This window comes from Gimesia fumaroli (assembly GCF_007754425.1).
Lineage (GTDB): Bacteria > Planctomycetota > Planctomycetia > Planctomycetales > Planctomycetaceae > Gimesia > Gimesia fumaroli.
This window is the reverse complement of the sequence record NZ_CP037452.1, coordinates 4,131,731-4,148,612: the sequence shown is the minus strand read 5'-3', so window position 1 is coordinate 4,148,612 and position 16,882 is coordinate 4,131,731. Positions and strand designations below refer to the sequence as shown.

Below are 16,882 nucleotides of genomic sequence, written 5' to 3'. Positions count from 1 at the left end.
AAAGAAATAAAATTTTCATTGCAGGCCTGTCGTTCGTTGAGAATGAACCACGTATGCTCCATTTATTTATCTGCTGCCCAATTTTCCATATCGTACGATTTGACGTAGGGCGGTATACACACCAGATGCTTTGAGACATTTTCTAACAAGATCGTCGATGAATCGTGACGTTTTTAAATAGTGCAAGCGAAGTTTGTTTCTGATTGTGGATGGCAGTAGCAGCATGGCACAGCTCTGTGTGAGTTGAGAACTGTAACGTTGTTTGTATTCTGCATCACCTTCACCAAAATCATATATTTGAGGAGTATCGTGCTGAATCAGGTCTTCCAGTATCAGCAGCAAGAGTGTCTCTCCTGGGGAAACGCTTGCAAAATTGAGGTTGAATCCGAATTCCAGGTCGCAATAAACTCCTCGATGTTGACTGCCCACTTTGAATGCAATTGGCTGGTCGTCTTTCATTAATAGATAAGACCGCAACCAACCTTGCAGTGCCAGGAACGTTAACTCTTCCAGTTCCTTTTCATCATTTTTAATCCGTAGTCCCAGCCGTTGTGTTTGCCAGCTATTCAGGGAAATTTGATGTGCGGCTTCCAGGAAACCGACAACCTGATCTGGTTGTGTGATGCGTACCATGCGCATCTCACTATTCTGACGTAAGAGTTTCCGGTGTTTTCTTCTTGATTTCGATCGAAACTGATTCCAGTAATCTTCAGGGTTGTCTGGAAAATGAATCAGGCTCCGACTTTGGAATCCTGTGTGTGAGTAGGTCAAGAAGCGGTTTGAAGCATCTTGGATGGAATGATTCAGGGACGTATTAACAAGTAAGTCTTCAATTAACAGGAATGCTGCATTTTTTTTCTGACAAAAGGTAAGCGCAGATTCCAGCAGGTGTGAAAGGATTGATTCATCTTGTCCGATTTCCTGCTGTATCAGGAATCGGTTTCCGCATAAAAAATATCCAGGAAGCGTTCTGGCGGGGCCAATGCCTTTCAGGGTTTTGGTATTAATGTATTTGGGTGATAAGATACCGATGGCAACGAGGGCTCCCTCTTTTCGGCATTGCATCAGGTAACCCGAATGCTGCGGATACATTTCATGGTAAATCGGAACCAGGCGAGAAACATGGTCCGGGTGTTGATGTAAATCTGCGTTGGTATCAGCTTCGAAAAGTTTTAGCCAACTTTGATATGTTTCTGAAACAGGCTGTAGCGCTAGACTGTGCAATGCAGAGAATACAATCTGCATGTCATTCTGCCCGGTAGCCGTTTCAGGGGATTCGGCGATCCAGGAATCCAGGTTTTCGTGTTGTTGGATAGTTGATTTCGTATTCATGGCTATTTTATTTACGCGTGGTCGTTAAGACATTGAGATAAAGGGCTTCGTAGTCTTTGATCATTGTTCGAATGTTAAAGTGCTGTTCGACTCGTTGACGGGCTCGTTGCCCCATTTGCTGCCAATCTGCTTTTTGCTGACACATTACTAAAATGGCATCTGCTAATTGAGCTGGATCAGCGGCAGGAACCAGCGTCCCTGTATCTGGTTGTTCCACGATTTCCGGATTGCCGCCTACGGCAGTGGCGACGATGGGGAGACCGACCGACATGGCCTCCAACAATGTCAACGAAATTCCTTCTGTTAGCGAGGATGAAACGTAGAATCCTGCCTGGCTTAGAAGGTTGGGGATGTCGTTTCGTTCTCCCAGGAACTGCACATGAGGCTCTAAATGCAGTTCGGCTGATTTTTTCTCGAGTTTTGTTCGCTCGGGCCCATCTCCTACTATCATTAACCGAAATTCTGGAAGCGTGTCGATAACCAGTTTGACTGCTTCTAACATCGTAATCAGATCTTTTTCGGGGGAGAGTCTGGAAACGGTAATGGCGGTAAAATCATCAGCAGGACCTGTAAATACAAAACGGTCAACATCAATGCCGTTCCAGATACGAGTGACTTTTCCGTCAGTTAACCAGCCAATTTGCTTACAGCGTTTTCCTGTATCGTCAGAAACAGGAACCACACGATCAGCGATGCGGCTAGCCAGGGCAAATTGCAAGCGTTCATTGAATGTTTCGCCGAAGCGCCTCCCATGCCGGGTATGGATGATCGCCGGAATCTTCGCCCGGCGCCCCGCCAGGCTACCATAGAAATGTGGATACGCGTTATGTGTGTGAAGAACGTCGTAATTTCTTCCCTTAAGAAAGTGTGATAACTGACTGATGCGCGCCAGTTTTCCGCGCGCCGTTAAAGGATAATCAAATACCGGACAACCTAACTGTTGAATTTCTTCTGCTGGCTGCCCTGTCTCTCCCAAGGCGATAAATTCGAGTTCGAACTGATCCGGATTATGATAGCGCGCAAAATCAACCAGGAGTCTTTCCAGCCCTCCCGTGCATAAAGTCAGGCTGAGATGACAGACGCGCAGACGACGACTATCTGTCATCTCTGGAATTGGCTTAGTTTGAATTTCGCTTGCTTCAATAGTGCTCATGTTGGGGTCCTGTCAGGAGTTCATTGATTTGATCCTGTTGGTTACCAGTTGTTATTCCGGTTTCTGACTGACACTTTTAATCAAGTTCATTGATTGTTTAATTTTCCGTAAGGCGTTTAATGCAGTGAATTTCCAGCGGGGACGCTTGATTTGTGCCCAGGTTAAGTAACTGTGGTGTGTGCTCATTTTCTGTTTGTGATGGGTGTTCCCTGCGAGAAAATCGTACGCATCGAATCCGCGTATGAAGCATTCTTCGATACAGAGATAATCGGCGATCACGCCAGGACTGAGTTTGCCTTTGTATTCGGCAGAACCACCCTGGTAGCAGAGGACCCGGTTTCGATCCATTAAAACCTGGACGCAGCCGATGACCTGGCCTTCGATTTTGACGCGAAACAGACCCATCTTCTTGGTAGGGATTAATTTCTGAATGAGATCTTTATGGAACTCGGTAAAACGTGCGCTGGCATACGAACCTGGCTGACCTTGCTTTTGCCATCGCGCCTGATGAAGTGAAACCAGATCAGTGAAGATGGAGTCTGCCTCCTCGATTGTTTCCGCCCATTCTGTTGTCAGATTGCCATAGGACTTCATGTTTTTTCGTAAGTTCTTACGAGTAGAATAGCCAAATCCCGAAATCACTTCGCGTTCTTCGTCTCTGATTTGTTTCAGATCAAAATAGTGGCTTTCAATTTTACGAATCGTTGTTTCCTGAAGTGGAAGACCCCAGGATTCCAGTTCTGCACTGGTAAATCCATCAAACAGGAATGAATCCCACTCTTTGTTCTTTGAAATTGTACTGAGCAAATCGGATAGAAATGCCTGTTGATCTTCGGCTTGAACCAGCAGGGCATTGTATTCGACACAGACACTGTCGGCAGCTGGTTCGCCGGCTGTTCCCAGATGCAGCGTGTTCAACGCCAGAGGGCCGTCAAACTGGTCTACACCTTCAGTTAAGAGGCAGATGCCGCAAGGTACATCCTGTTTGAATGCAACTACGAAAGAGCAGGGGACCAAATCTCCGTAGTGTTCCAGCCAGGTTGACGTCCAGGTATGAGAACACATTAAGGGCACATGATCAAATTGTTCTTCTATGGTTTTCCACAGCTTCAGGCAGTACTCTTTCTGACTGCCGTCATAAAGCTTGATCGAAAGCGAAGAAGACGTACTTTGCTCATCGTTTATGTCAGATTTCATGTCGGTTGTTTGATTCACGCAGTCAGTCGTAGTCATTAGATAGCTCATAGATTTAAATGATGAAGAAATTTAAGTGTTTAGAGAATTTGATACAGACCGGTTGAGAAATATGTTTCCTTTTTCAAAAACAAACCAGGTCCCGATCAGGAACACACCCCCACCGGTGGCCACGCTTACTAGCGTGAGCCAGGAATTTCGGATTTCGAAAAAGTGGGGTATGTAATAGGAGTAGCCCAGCAAAACGAGCAACGGGGCCAGAGTAGGCCTGATTGCCGTTCGGAGAAGTTGTCCTGCTGTGATATTTAGTTTTTTCATAGCGTAAGGCAGGATAATTCCCAGTTCTGCAATCAGAATCGGAATGGCAGTTCCCAGAGCCACTCCCACCAGACCTAAAGATTGAATCAGGATCACTGACAGAATCAGATTGGTTACCGCTTCCCCCATATAAATCAGAGATGGAATTTTGACATTGCCCATGCCATATAGAACCGATCGAAATGTTGAGACAGGTAGAGCGACAATACGAGCTCCCAGCAGGATCATTAGAATCAATTGGCTTTGGGGATATCCGGGACCAATCCAGGTAGTAATCAGGTTATTTCCAAAGAAGCAGACACCTATGAAAAAACCAGTGACTAATAAAAAAGAGAGTGAGACCCCATTCAATACCAGTTTCTGCAAGGCGTGATGATCATCGTTTGCATGTAACTCGCCTGCGCGCGGCATAAAGACTTTACCGATTTGCGCAATGGGCATATTGATAAATTGGGTTAGTCGCAGGGCAATATAGTAGGGGACAATGACAGCCGGGCTGAAGAAAATACCGATGAGAATGGAGTCGGTTGCTTCGATCAGCGTCCAGGCAATAGCATCAATAAATGCGAAACCGCTGAAGGAACCACATTCTTTGAGGATGGCCCAATTCAGATACTTGGGCCCGATACGGAATGTTTTGACCTGCCGAAAAGCAAAAAAGAGGTTCCCCAGATTCTCAAACAACGTGATCGCAAAGAAAATGATTGCAATTGTGAGCAGTCCCCATTCAGCTTTCAGGAAAAGGATCGTCAGAATTAACCTCATGATACCGCCGGTCAGATTCACGCCGCGTTCGATATCGAAGCGTTGAATTCCCATCAACACACCACCGAATACACTGCCTGCCAGGCCTACAAAAACATTCAGGCCTAGAATGAGAATCACCAGCCGGATTTCAAACAGAGAGATGGCTCCCCAGTCGCTCAAGTGTGGAGCCAGCCATGCCAGGATGCCTGCTGTCAGAATCGCCAGGAATCCCATTCCAAGATAGATCGCAAAGATGACGTTAGAAACATGATTCAGACGAGTCCAGTCCTGTTTCGCATGATAATGGGCCACATAGCGACTGATTGTCTGGCCAAAACCAAGGTAAAGTAATCCGGAATAGCCGGCGATGGCGTTGATGAATATCCAGCTTCCATATTGCGCATCACCCAGGATGTGCAAGACGTAAGGCATTAGAAATACGCCGATTAACAGGCTCACTCCATGGTTGAGCCAGTTCGCGATTAGATTCGTTTTGACCGATCGGCGTTGGTTCATTATTTAGACTTTCAGTCTTTCATCACTCTGGGGGATTAATGGGCAAATATCCGGACAAACACAAACAGGGCTGCCAGTAATCCCAGACTGACGCCTATCAAACGTAGTAGATGCTGCTTGTTCCAATAAATCAGCGGAGTTGGTTTTGCCAGACTTGCTCCTGCCAGATTCAAATAAGCGGCGGAAGCCCCAACAATCATATAAGTTGGTACAACATAGCAGCGGGATAAGGACATCATGCCGCCACACCAGGCAGCTAGAATGGCACCTGCATAAGGCAGGTAACGTTCGAGCTCCGAATTACGGAAAATAGGTCTGCCTTTATTAGAGCTCTGGTAACGTGCCAAACGATAAATCCCCAGGCCGGCAAAGAAAAAACAGCCAATAAACAGGGTACCACCGAAGATCCCCAGTTCAGTGAAGGCATGCACGAATGAGTTATGAGCAGCCAGTCCTGCCAGATCAGAATACTCGCCCTGACCAATTCCGAAAAATAAGTCGGGTGATTTCAAAGCAGTCAGGCCTTCTCTCCAGAGAAGAATGCGGTCGTGTCCTGTACCGGAATTAAGGTCAATCTTTCCTTGACGTCCTGCGAGGACCGTCAAGCCCGCCATGCCGACGATAGCACAGGCGATGGCCGCTTTTTTCCCATATTTTGGGAGCACGAAGACCATGCCGGCGATCCCCAATGTCAGTAATCCTCCTCGAGATCGAGTGTAGATCAAACCAATCCCCAGAATGATCATGCTCAAAATCCAGAAGAATCGGAGTGAGCTGGCTGAAGGATCATTGAAAAAGAACAGGCAGAGAATGCCTGTTGTGACAATCAGGACTGACAAATCATTGGGGTCCTGGAAGATACCTGTGCCCCGCATTCGGAACACACGGATCGTTTCGCCTGCATCGGAAACGCCATCACGGTCACTGACATGCTTGATGAATTCAAAATCAAATAAGCCAGAGTAATCGATTACGCAGAGCAGGATCATGATGGAAGACGAGATAGCGACTGCTTTCAATAGCCCTTTTAAGCGTTGGGGAGAATCGATGATTGAAACCAGCAGCATGTAATAGATGAGTGTTTTTAAAAAGGCGATTGTGGATGTACGGATTCCGTAAAAATACATATGCGAAGCATGTGAGAGTGCGACTGCGACTAAAACGCCGATGACACATAAAGTGATCGGCTGGCGCTTTAACATGGGCATTTGCAGATTACGTTTTATTTGATCGAGAGAAAGAAAAAATGAAGACACGATCAACACTTCGTAGATTGGCAAATTTGCGAGTGCGGGGACCAGTTCTGCTGGTCTCAGAAACAGAGTGATATTCACCAGTAGAAACAGGTAGTAGGCGTTATCTGGGGCCGAGGTTCCTCCGATGATAGAGGTTGGGGCTGAAGAACGACGTCTGGGCGAACGGATCGTGGCCGGTTTGCGCAGAGTCTGACTATATCCCATCATTTGTTGATGATCGGCTTCACCGGGAGCGTCTTGAGTCAGATTTGCATCATTCGCCATTTTAATTTTCAGTGAAAACAGTCTTTCTACGCCAAACGCAGGGTAGTCCGGTTCCCGAAACTGAATTCCCCGAATTTGTTTCAAAAAGTGCACTCTGTTTTAAGGATAGATCAGGAACTGGATGCATGAGGGAGGATTTGAAGGTTTCCCATTCATTCCAGGCTGTAATAATTGCTATAACCGGCACGATGTATTGAAGGCGGGGTGTAAGAAATGAATCCAGAGTGAACGCAGCACGTTTGATCAATTGAATCCTTTTCTAGATCCCGTTATCTTCTCTGTCCTCGTGTATACGGTTTGCTTGAGGAAATTCTGGTTCAACGATTGAGAAGTGTGATGGCTACCCTGATTGAAATATCAAATGTGACAAAGAGTTATGGTGCTCAAGAACTTCTGAAAGAGGCCTCAATTGCGCTCGCTGATGAGCAGAAAATCGGCTTCATCGGGCGAAATGGGGCCGGGAAATCGACTTTATTACGGATTCTATTGGAAGATGAAACTGTCGACAGCGGGCAAATCATACGTCATCCGAATCTAAGAGTGGGATATTTACGCCAGCATGATCCGTTCAAACCGGGCGAAAGTGCCTTGGATTTCCTGATGCGGGACAGCGGTCAGCCTGACTGGAGATGTGGTGCGGTAGCAGGGCAGTTCGAGCTGAAAGGCCGCTTTCTGAACGGGCCGGTCAAAGAACTATCTGGTGGTTGGCAGACGCGTGTCAAACTGGCGGCTCTCTTGCTGCATGAACCAAACTTTCTGATGCTGGACGAACCGACGAACTTCCTGGATTTGCGCACTCAATTGCTGCTGGAAGACTTTTTAAAAGACTACCGCGGTGCTTGCCTGGTTGTGTCGCACGATCGTTCATTTCTGAAGGCAATTTGTACGCAAACGCTTGAACTCAAGCGTGGTAAGCTGACTCTGTTTAACGGTAACGTGGATCAATATCTTGAGAATCAAGAGATTCTTAAAGAACGTGATGAACGCACCAATGCAACCGTGCTTGCGAAACGCAGGCAATTGGAAACGTTCATTGCCAAGAATAAGGCGGGCGCCAATACTGCTTCACAGGCTCGCAGTAAAGAAAAACAGCTGGCACGTTTGACTCTAACGGAGATAGAAGGCGCGGAGTCTACGGTCAATATTATTATTCCCCAAACAGAAAATCGCCAGGGGATTGCTTTAGCCTGTGAGGACCTGGCAATTGGGTATCCGGACTTACGTGTCGCCGAGAACATCACGCTTGAAATTGAACATGGAGCGCGGGCTGCGATTGTCGGTGATAATGGGCAGGGGAAAACGACGTTTCTGCGAACCATCACAGATTCATTGCCTCCGTTAGATGGGAATCTGAAGTGGGGTTATCACTGCAATGTTGCCTGCTATGCACAGCACGTATATACATCTCTTCCAGATAGTCAGACGATTCGTGATTATCTGGAACTGGAGTCGGCTCCCGGGACCACAACTCAGCAGATCCTTGCGGTCGCAGGTAGTTTTCTGTTCAAAGAACAGGCGCTGGATAAACCCATTAAGGTATTAAGCGGGGGAGAGCGGGCTCGTTTGTGTCTGGCGGGGATTCTATTGGGCAAACATTCGATTTTGATTCTGGATGAACCTGGTAACCACCTGGATGTGGAAACCGTGGAAGCTCTGGGAAATGCATTGGTTGATTTTCAGGGAACGGTAATATTTACCAGCCACGATCGCCACTTTATGAGTAAAGTGGCCACCGATGTGATTGAGGTCGCCAATGGTAGTGTGAAAAGCTATGAAGGCGATTATGATGCCTATCTTTATCGTGTGAAAAAAGAAGTCGCCGATGGACATCGTGAGCAAAACCAGGCATCGGTCGCACAGCAGGAACAGAAAACTTCTGGTCCGCGTGAGAAGGGGCTGGGGGGCAAAATCAAAAATGCTCGTAAAGAACTTTCTGCGATTGAACGCAAAATTGCGCAGCTGGATGAGAAACGAAACGAAATCAACGACAAGTTTCTCAAAGCGACCAACCCGGAAACAGCAGAAGAACTTCACACGGAAATGCAGCCGTTGGTCGATGAAATCGGCGAACTGGAAATTCGCTGGATGGAGCTCTATGAGTTTCTGGAGCAGTAAACTGGAATCGACTTAGGTATTTTCCGGTGCTTTTCCATTAATCCAGGGGCCAGCCAGTTTCTGGTACTTGGGAGGGGTCAGGATGCTGCCTCTATCTCCGGCTGTCCAACCGGGCACGTGTCGCGGTTTACTGCGCTCTTTGGACATTTTTTCCCAGTTTGCCGCCCAACTCTGGTCACCGTCGTGGACTTGCTTTGAGTCGCGATTGACCTGGAAGACTTTGCCGTTTCGATAGCTGAGCACTCCCAGATTGACCACCATGATCGCAGCCGCCCCCAGTTCGGGAGAGTTATTGACTTTAGATGGATCACCAGACTTGACGGCTTCCAGGAAATTCTGGAAATGCAGTAAATTCTGATCAGGGACACGTTCCGATTCTACTTCTTCCCGTTTGAGTTTGCTATCCAAAGTGACTTGTGGACGTTCCGGAATAAACTCGTATGCTTGCCGTTTCCCAAAGACGTTTTTATCAAATAGAACCGTGCCGTGATGTCCACGAATCAGATGCCGAATGGGGACTTCCTGAGAAATCATGGTGCTGGAAACGAGTCCTTGTACGCCTTCGTGGAAGTCGGCAATGATTGATGCCACATCTGTCACTTCGCGGTCATCATATTCAAGAAAGATGCCGCCTCCACCGACAACACGGCCTGGATACGTTAAACCGGTGGCTTTGAGCATGGCTGTCACGCGATGGACAAACAGATCCGAAAACATTCCATAACCAAAGGGCCAGTAGCAACGCCATTGACCGAAGGTCGCCCGGTCAAAAGGAAGGTCAGGAGCGAGTCCTTCTTCAACACCCAGCCAGCGCTTCCAGTCGACAGTTTTGGGAGTCATTTCTTTGGTGATCACATTATGGCGGGACATTCCCCCCAGTGAGTTACGAAAGGATTCTGCCTGAAACTGGACGATTTTCCCGAGTTTTCCCTCGTTGACCAGCGCGCGTACTTCATTCCAGATCGGCATACTCGTTGATTGGACGCCGACCTGTACAACTAGACCTGATTTTTTCCAGGCATCGACGACGTCCATTGCTTCCGAGATATGATGGGTCATCGGTTTTTCACAATAGACATGTTTGCCTGCAGCAAGCGAGTCCAGAACCTGTTTGGCGTGCCAGTGATCGGGAGTGGCGATGCAGACTACATCAATGTCTTTATCGTTCAGGAGATCACGATAGTCTTGATAGGTCTTTGGTGCCTGCCCCGTTTCTTGTTTGATAAAATCGACCGCGCGATCCCGGTGCACGGAATAGACATCGTTGATTGCGGTGATGTCGAGATTTACGCCGTGTTCTTTGCGGAGTTTCATCAGAGTCTTCACGTGGGATCCGAATCCGCGTCGGCCTGGACCAATTACACCGATACGGATGCGTTCATTTGACTGATAGGCTGATGCAGGAGCGATTGCTGCCAATTGGCTGGTTGCTACTGTCGCAGCCGCTGATTGCTTGAGAAAAGTGCGTCGGCTCTCTTTTTTCGAACTCATGTCTGCTCCTGTGTGAAATCTGAATTCAATGTTTCAAAATTCTTTGATTTGAATGTTTTTATACTCCACATGGCTGCCATGTCCCAACAGGCCGATATGGCCGCGTTTGTTTTTTAAACCGGGATGTTTGTCAAGGACTTTTGTATCTTTAATGTCTGATAAATCAGTGTTTAAAATTGTGACACCATTTACGATCACTGTGATTTTTGAACCGCGATAGATGATTTCTTCATGATTCCACTCGCCTACCGGTTTGAGTGCTCCTTTTTTCGCAGGAATCACATCATAAACAGAACCGTGATATTGTGTCGGCTTGAGTTTCTTGGGGTAGCCAACGTTATCCAGAACCTGGATTTCAATTCCTTCATATGCCGGACGCTGATCAACCAGGGGACAACGAATGGCGATTCCATTATTTGCGGCTTTCGTCAATTTGAAATCGAACTGGAGACTAAAGTCACCGAATTCCTTTTTTGTGAACAGAAACCCGCCACCATCCGCCGGACAGATGAGCTTGCCATCTTTAACATGATATCCTTTTCGATTGGCGCGTTTGAGAGTCCAACCGGTGAGGTCCTGACCATTGAATAAGGGTGTGTAACCTGCCTGTGGTTGCTCTGCACAAAGCGTGTTAGCATTAATGATCAGGCTGATAACAACGGCGATGACAAAAAACGATCTCATGTGAATTTCCTTGTTCCATGTTCCATTATTCCTGCAGGATCGCGTTTATGCCGAACCTGAATGTATGGTGTTGATGATGATATTTTTACTTCTTCCCGGTAGCCTGGTTGATCAGTACGCGCTGCCGCATTTTTCCGGAAACTGGTTTTCCGGCGAGAACGTCTGCTTCTGTGAAGGTCGCCATCAGGATTTTTTTGTCACCGGTTCGTGAGTAATCGTAAATGATATAAATGGTGCCGTCGTCACTCTGTACGCCATCGGGGTAGGAGACGCCGGGACGCTCATCCAGAAGCAGGCCACCTTGCCAGGTCTTTCCATCATCGGTCGAAATATATGCAGTCAGATCCCGGCGTGTTTTTTTGTTTTTGGGATTATGCCGTACCAGTAGTAGATTTCCTGAGTTCAATCTGCGAATAAAGAACCGGGCATTGATGTGAGGGATGGCAGACTCTTTACCGACTGACCAGGTTTTCCCGCCATCGGTGGAAATGGATTCTCCGATGCCATAACTGGTCCTGACGAGGGTCCACAGGCTCTTATCTTTTCGTTCCACGACCATGTGCTCGTCAAAGGTGCGGTGAGGGACGTCGGTCTGTCCCAGTAGTTGAAACGACTTGCCATTGTCTTTTGAGATGAAAATATTTCCGCCTCGTTCTTCCGGTAAGTCGAAACGGTGCTCAATCGAATCTTTGGCTTTCTGTTTCCAGATTGCCACTGGAAGTAGCCAGTCTCCATTTGAAAGTACCGTTGGTTTATTCATCATAATACCATTACACAACCGCCTGGGTTCAGTCCACTTGGGGTTTTCTTTGTCTGATTCATCAGTGGTAATCGCCCAGACACCACTGCGGCCATCCCACCAGCGATAAGACTGGGCCCAGAAGACCCACATTCGTCCGCTGGGGTCGTGCCAGATCGCCGGATCATATGCTCTCACCGGACCAGGAGGATCGATGACGAGCTTGGGACCAGACCAAGTCTTTCCATCATCGCCGCTGGTGACCAGTGTCACGTAGTTCAATTCCCCTTCACCCGTACCACCCGCATACCAGAGTGCCCAGAGACGCCCATTGGCTGAACGTTCCAGTCCGGGAATGCCTTGGAACATACGAGTATCGTCGGCATATTCTTTACCAGGGGCCGTGTTCACGGGAGGAGCGACGAGAGCAGGGTCGTTGTCTTCAGCAAAACAGGAATTCGCAGACCCGGAGAATAGGGTGATTGTGATCAGTGAGAAGAAAATCAGAGCAAGTGAGCGCACGGTGTAACCTCTTTAGCAATGCAATAGACACTATGGTAAAAATCAAGCAGGTATCATCAAAGAACTCTTAACTAATGCTAACAAAATTCCAGATCAGAGGCGAGTATTTCCAATAAACAAACGGAAATATGAAAATGTTTTACGGATGCCTGCGAATACCACTTAGACAAGTAGAAACTACGGCTGGACAGACTCTCGTTTCTGACCTACAGTATTCATGTGTAGATTGATCAGGGACGTTTTCGAAGAATCATTCTCAAATCATCTCATTTCAGGTCCTGTCTGAGACGATACAGTCAACCACGAGGCAATTCATGACGTTACCAGAATTTATTATATTGTTGATCGTTGCCGGGCTTTGCGGAAGCATCGGACGGGCGCTGGCTGGAAATGCGCGGGGTGGCTGTCTGGTTTCAATTGCCTTGGGCTTTATCGGAGCTCTCCTGGGAGGCAAGATTGCTCAGATGCTGGGATTACCCGAGATTTTTGCTGTTTCCTTCGGCGGTAGAGATTATCCGATTGTCTGGTCCATTATTGGTGCGTCTGTTTTTGTCGCGGTCCTGGGATTACTGTCAGGCCGCTCTCGCTCCTGACTTCCAGCGATTTCTGTTTTAAGAAACGCCAGATTGGATCTGGGACAGACCTGACCGGCATTGCAGATTTCCGCTCTGTTTAACATACTATGGCACTGTTCGAATCATTCCCGACTTTCATGGTCGGGTTTTTTTATATGAGTGTGATCGGAAGTCCTGTCGTATGTCGCTGATGAGTTTGAATCAAATTTCGTTTACCTGGAGTGGTCCGCCGTTATTGGATGATCTCAGCCTAGAAATCAATGCGGGTGAGCGGATTGGTTTATTGGGGAGAAATGGCGCTGGGAAATCTACACTGATGAAAATCATCGCCGGCGAGCTTGAGCCCGATGATGGTGAAATCAGACGTGATAAAGATCTACGGATCGCCCGGCTGGTCCAGGAAGTTCCCTCCGGTGGTACACAACGTATTCATGATATTGTTGCGGAGGCAGCAAAGCCTTTTTTTGAGCATGATTGGGAAATCGATCATGCCGTCGAACGCATCCTCTCACGTATGAATTTAGACAGGGAGACTACGTTTGAATCCTTGTCGTCAGGCATGAAACGCCGTGTGTTACTGGCACAGTCGATTGTACAGTCTCCTGATATTTTACTACTGGACGAACCGACGAATCATCTGGATATTCCTGCGATCAAATGGTTAGAGCAGTTTCTGCAGTCCTATGAAGGCACTTTATTGTTTGTGACTCACGACCGAATGTTTTTACAGACGCTTGCGACGCGTATCATCGAAATCGATCGCGGTCAACTTTATGACTGGACCTGCGATTATGAAACATTTCTCAAACGCAAAGAAGCCTTATTAGAAGCCGAAGAAAAACAGAATGCGCTGTTTGATAAAAAATTAGCAGAGGAGGAGGTTTGGATCAGGCAGGGGATCAAAGCCAGACGGACTCGCAATGAAGGTCGGGTTCGTGCTCTGAAGGCGATGCGGGAAGAACGGAGCCAGCGTCGATCCAAAGTGGGCAATGTACGGATGGATGTCGCCAGTGGAGAACGGTCGGGGCAATTGGTGATTGAAGCCAAAAATGTTTCGTTTTCCTATGGTGCAGAACCTGTGATTAAAGATTTTTCGACGCTGATTACCCGTGGCGATAAAATTGGGATCGTTGGTCGAAATGGTGCCGGGAAAACTACGTTACTCAAACTACTGTTGGGCGAACTCAAACCGGACACGGGTTCGATTCGATTAGGAACGAATCTGGAAATTCTGTACTTCGATCAACTCAGAGAGCAGATTGACGAAGAAAAAACCGTTATCGAAAACGTGGGAGAAGGGCTGGATACATTGACCATCAATGGGAAGCCTAAGAACATTTATGGGTATCTGCAGGACTTTCTCTTTACGCCGGAACGAGCCCGCCGCCCTGCCCGCTATCTATCGGGGGGGGAACGGAATCGGTTGTTGCTGGCGAAACTCTTCAAACGACCGACTAATCTGATGGTGCTTGACGAGCCGACCAACGATCTGGATGCAGAAACACTGGAACTACTGGAAGAATTGATCTGCAACCATCCGGGGACGTTGTTGCTGGTGAGCCACGATCGCGCCTTTCTGAATAATGTCGTGACGGCGACTCTGGTATTTGAAGAGGGGGGGCACGTCAAAGAATATGCTGGCGGGTATGATGACTATTTATTGCAGTCAGCGAATAATCAGAATTCAGAGAAAAATCTTGTTGATACAACTGCCAGGACAGAGCAGGCATCCGAACCAAAAAAAACAGTAGTCAAATTAACTTATAAAGAAGAGCGTGAGTTAGCACAGATTCCCCAGCGAATTGAAGAACTGGAGCAGGAGCAGGCAGAATTAAATTCGGCCATGGCGTCCCCGGAATTCTTTAAACAGTCAAATGAAGTGATTACGGAATCAACCACGCGTATCGAAGCGATTCAGCAGGAACTGGAATTATTGCTGGAACGCTGGGAAGAGTTAGAAGCACGCGTCTCGTAAGAAGGAATCGTCATGCGATTATTTGAAGGGACACCCTTTGATCGTCATCCACGTTGCGAAAAATGTGATCAACTGGAAGAAGAATGCATCTGTCCGCCGGAACCTCCGTTTCGGATACCGCCAGAACAACAGACCGCCCGTCTCTCCATTGAAAAACGCAAAAAGGGAAAACGGGTCACCGTGATCCGTGGTTTGCCACTTGAAGGAAACGACCTGCCTGAACTCTTGAAACAACTCAAATCCCAATGCGGCGCCGGTGGCTCCCTGCAGGGCGAGGAACTGGAAATTCAGGGAGAGCAGTTAGACCGAGTGCGCGAAGCATTAAAGAAGATGGGTTTTCAGGTCAAAGGTTAATTCCGACTATCACATTTATCTAAATCTCTGGTGCGCTGTCGTAGGGGATTTCGACCGGGTAAAAGTCCCGTTTTCGGCGCTGATGATTGAGCTTGGCGAAATCATGTGTATGGATCGCGCGGGCTTCCACATTAAAGATGGATCCGGCAAACGGCTCAAAGCTGGCTCGGAAATGGGCCGACGATTTGACTGAGATGTAGTTCATAGATTCGCAATCAATGCCCATTGTTTTCGAGAAGGCTGGTCCAAAGGGTTGTTCGCGCGCAGTGACCACAACCACGGAAACGCCGTCCTGTTGAATCCAGGCTGAAGGACCCATGTTTCCTGTCAGGCCAGCGTACATCGGACCATCGTATTTGAATTTTCCTTCTGAGAGCGCTTTGACTTCTGCTTTCATTTTGACTGGTGGACCTTGAATCGGATCAGACTTGCCACCGACTTCCGTTTCAATGATTCCACCAACACCCGCTTTTTGTGCCAAGGTCACCACTTCCGTGTCGACGATATACAAGATGAGTGCCTTGTCTAAGTTCTGATCGAGAAATGTCTGTAGGATTTCTGTTGAATCACCGGCAGTACCACCCCCGGTATTGTCAGCATGATCGGCGAGAATGATGGGATACTTGCCGATCTCCTGTCCCTGTTTTATCGCATCTTTGACAGAAAACGGAAGCTTATACCAGCGTCGTCGCCGTTCCCAGATCCAGGTGCCGAATTCTTCAGCTGTTTTGTCTGCCAACTCTTGGTCATTGTCGGCGACAACAATCAGGGAAGGACCTACATCAGGCACGTCGGCCCAGGGAAAACCGGTAGAGACGGTCACACCCAGTATGCCGGGACGAGTTTCAATTTCATGTGCGTAATCCATGACCTCTTTCATCGGCTGATGCGCGGTCACCTGACAGGCGGTGCTCCAGAAGAGAGGAATTTGATACAAGGACATCACCGGCTTGACCTCACCATTGATAACACGCACGATCAGGTCGGCTGCTTCTTGTCCTCGTTCATTCATGTCGATATGTGGATAAGTGTCATAGCCTAAAATCGCAGTCGCCTGTTCGACGCGCAGTGGCGAATGATTGCCATGCATGTCCGGCGTGACCAGTATGGGACGGTCGTCACCTAAATACTCGCGAACTTTGGAAATGAAATGCCCGTCTCCATCTTCAATACCATCAATGACCATGGCACCGTGAAGATCCAGTAACACACCATCAACAGGTCCACCTTCGTCTTCAGCCTGTTTAAGGCGTTGCAGGAATTCCTCCAGCAAGTCGTCATAGGTTTTTCGCTCGATCAATCCGCTTGGAAATGCAAACGTCCAGAGTAGAGGAATTAATTCAAAGCCATGTTTTTTAGCACCATCGATAAACCCGCCAATACAGACGTTGGCTTCCGGAAATGTTTCCATGATTTCCTGCCCACGATATAAGCCCCGGTCATTGATAAAGTCGTCAAGGGCTGTGGGAAGAGAAGAATAGGTACTTGTTTCGTGTAGCACGCCGCCCGTCGCAATTCTCATGGTTGAAACTCCAGGTAGGTAAGGTTGCCTCTGAGCACAGGATTTCGCAGATCAGCATCGTAAGAATTAAGATAGGCAATCATTGTCAGAAAAGAAAGTCTTATTAAGAAATGGGATTCGGACTT

The 16,882-nt window shown here is 47.7% G+C and carries 13 protein-coding genes; 4 read left to right on the top strand and 9 right to left on the bottom strand.

Annotated features, from left to right (window positions below; translation table 11 throughout):
* Positions 1 to 66 precede the first annotated feature (66 nt).
* The 5 genes from Enr17x_RS15750 to Enr17x_RS15730 are packed head-to-tail and all read right to left on the bottom strand — an operon-like array spanning position 67 to position 6,780.
* Positions 67 to 1,332, bottom strand: a complete 1,266-nt coding sequence (locus tag Enr17x_RS15750) for a GNAT family N-acetyltransferase (RefSeq protein ID WP_145310331.1) — start codon at positions 1,330 to 1,332, stop codon at positions 67 to 69.
* Between the two features lie 7 nt (positions 1,333 to 1,339).
* Positions 1,340 to 2,485, bottom strand: coding sequence for a glycosyltransferase (locus tag Enr17x_RS15745; RefSeq protein WP_145310329.1), 1,146 nt, complete (start codon positions 2,483 to 2,485; stop codon positions 1,340 to 1,342).
* A gap of 51 nt (positions 2,486 to 2,536) precedes the next feature.
* Positions 2,537 to 3,718 carry a GNAT family N-acetyltransferase gene (locus tag Enr17x_RS15740; RefSeq protein WP_198000596.1) on the bottom strand — a complete coding sequence of 394 codons (1,182 nt, stop codon included), beginning with the start codon at positions 3,716 to 3,718 and terminating at the stop codon, positions 2,537 to 2,539.
* A gap of 33 nt (positions 3,719 to 3,751) precedes the next feature.
* On the bottom strand, positions 3,752 to 5,260 hold the full coding sequence (locus tag Enr17x_RS15735; protein WP_145310325.1) for an oligosaccharide flippase family protein: 1,509 nt from the start codon (positions 5,258 to 5,260) through the stop codon (positions 3,752 to 3,754).
* Positions 5,261 to 5,295: 35 nt separating this feature from the next.
* Positions 5,296 to 6,780, bottom strand: a complete 1,485-nt coding sequence (locus Enr17x_RS15730; protein WP_232100740.1) for an O-antigen ligase family protein — start codon at positions 6,778 to 6,780, stop codon at positions 5,296 to 5,298.
* Between the two features lie 336 nt (positions 6,781 to 7,116).
* On the opposite strand from Enr17x_RS15730, the gene Enr17x_RS15725 reads away from it, so the two are divergent.
* Complete coding sequence (locus Enr17x_RS15725) at positions 7,117 to 8,895, top strand: ABC-F family ATP-binding cassette domain-containing protein (protein ID WP_145310323.1); 1,779 nt, start codon at positions 7,117 to 7,119, stop codon at positions 8,893 to 8,895.
* Positions 8,896 to 8,907: 12 nt separating this feature from the next.
* Here Enr17x_RS15725 and Enr17x_RS15720 read toward each other — a convergent pair whose 3' ends face one another.
* The 3 genes from Enr17x_RS15720 to Enr17x_RS15710 all read right to left on the bottom strand — a co-directional run bounded on the left by Enr17x_RS15720 (position 8,908) and on the right by Enr17x_RS15710 (position 12,331).
* Complete coding sequence (locus Enr17x_RS15720; RefSeq protein ID WP_145310321.1) at positions 8,908 to 10,386, bottom strand: Gfo/Idh/MocA family oxidoreductase; 1,479 nt, start codon at positions 10,384 to 10,386, stop codon at positions 8,908 to 8,910.
* 33 nt (positions 10,387 to 10,419) lie between these two features.
* On the bottom strand, positions 10,420 to 11,070 hold the full coding sequence (locus Enr17x_RS15715; protein ID WP_145310319.1) for a 3-keto-disaccharide hydrolase: 651 nt from the start codon (positions 11,068 to 11,070) through the stop codon (positions 10,420 to 10,422).
* Between the two features lie 85 nt (positions 11,071 to 11,155).
* Positions 11,156 to 12,331 (bottom strand): sialidase family protein, encoded by a 1,176-nt coding sequence (locus tag Enr17x_RS15710; RefSeq protein ID WP_198000595.1) that lies wholly within the window; start codon positions 12,329 to 12,331, stop codon positions 11,156 to 11,158.
* Positions 12,332 to 12,645: 314 nt separating this feature from the next.
* Here Enr17x_RS15710 and Enr17x_RS15705 point away from each other — a divergent pair, with 314 nt between their 5' ends.
* The 3 genes from Enr17x_RS15705 to Enr17x_RS15695 all read left to right on the top strand — a co-directional run bounded on the left by Enr17x_RS15705 (position 12,646) and on the right by Enr17x_RS15695 (position 15,235).
* On the top strand, positions 12,646 to 12,924 hold the full coding sequence (locus tag Enr17x_RS15705) for a GlsB/YeaQ/YmgE family stress response membrane protein (protein WP_145310317.1): 279 nt from the start codon (positions 12,646 to 12,648) through the stop codon (positions 12,922 to 12,924).
* A gap of 163 nt (positions 12,925 to 13,087) precedes the next feature.
* Positions 13,088 to 14,881, top strand: a complete 1,794-nt coding sequence (locus Enr17x_RS15700) for an ATP-binding cassette domain-containing protein (RefSeq protein WP_145310315.1) — start codon at positions 13,088 to 13,090, stop codon at positions 14,879 to 14,881.
* Positions 14,882 to 14,893: 12 nt separating this feature from the next.
* On the top strand, positions 14,894 to 15,235 hold the full coding sequence (locus Enr17x_RS15695; protein WP_145310313.1) for a translation initiation factor: 342 nt from the start codon (positions 14,894 to 14,896) through the stop codon (positions 15,233 to 15,235).
* A gap of 19 nt (positions 15,236 to 15,254) precedes the next feature.
* On the opposite strand, the gene Enr17x_RS15690 is transcribed toward Enr17x_RS15695, so the two are convergent.
* Entirely contained in the window at positions 15,255 to 16,757 is a 1,503-nt protein-coding gene (locus Enr17x_RS15690; RefSeq protein WP_145310311.1) for a M81 family metallopeptidase, read from the bottom strand.
* Positions 16,758 to 16,882 lie beyond the last annotated feature (125 nt).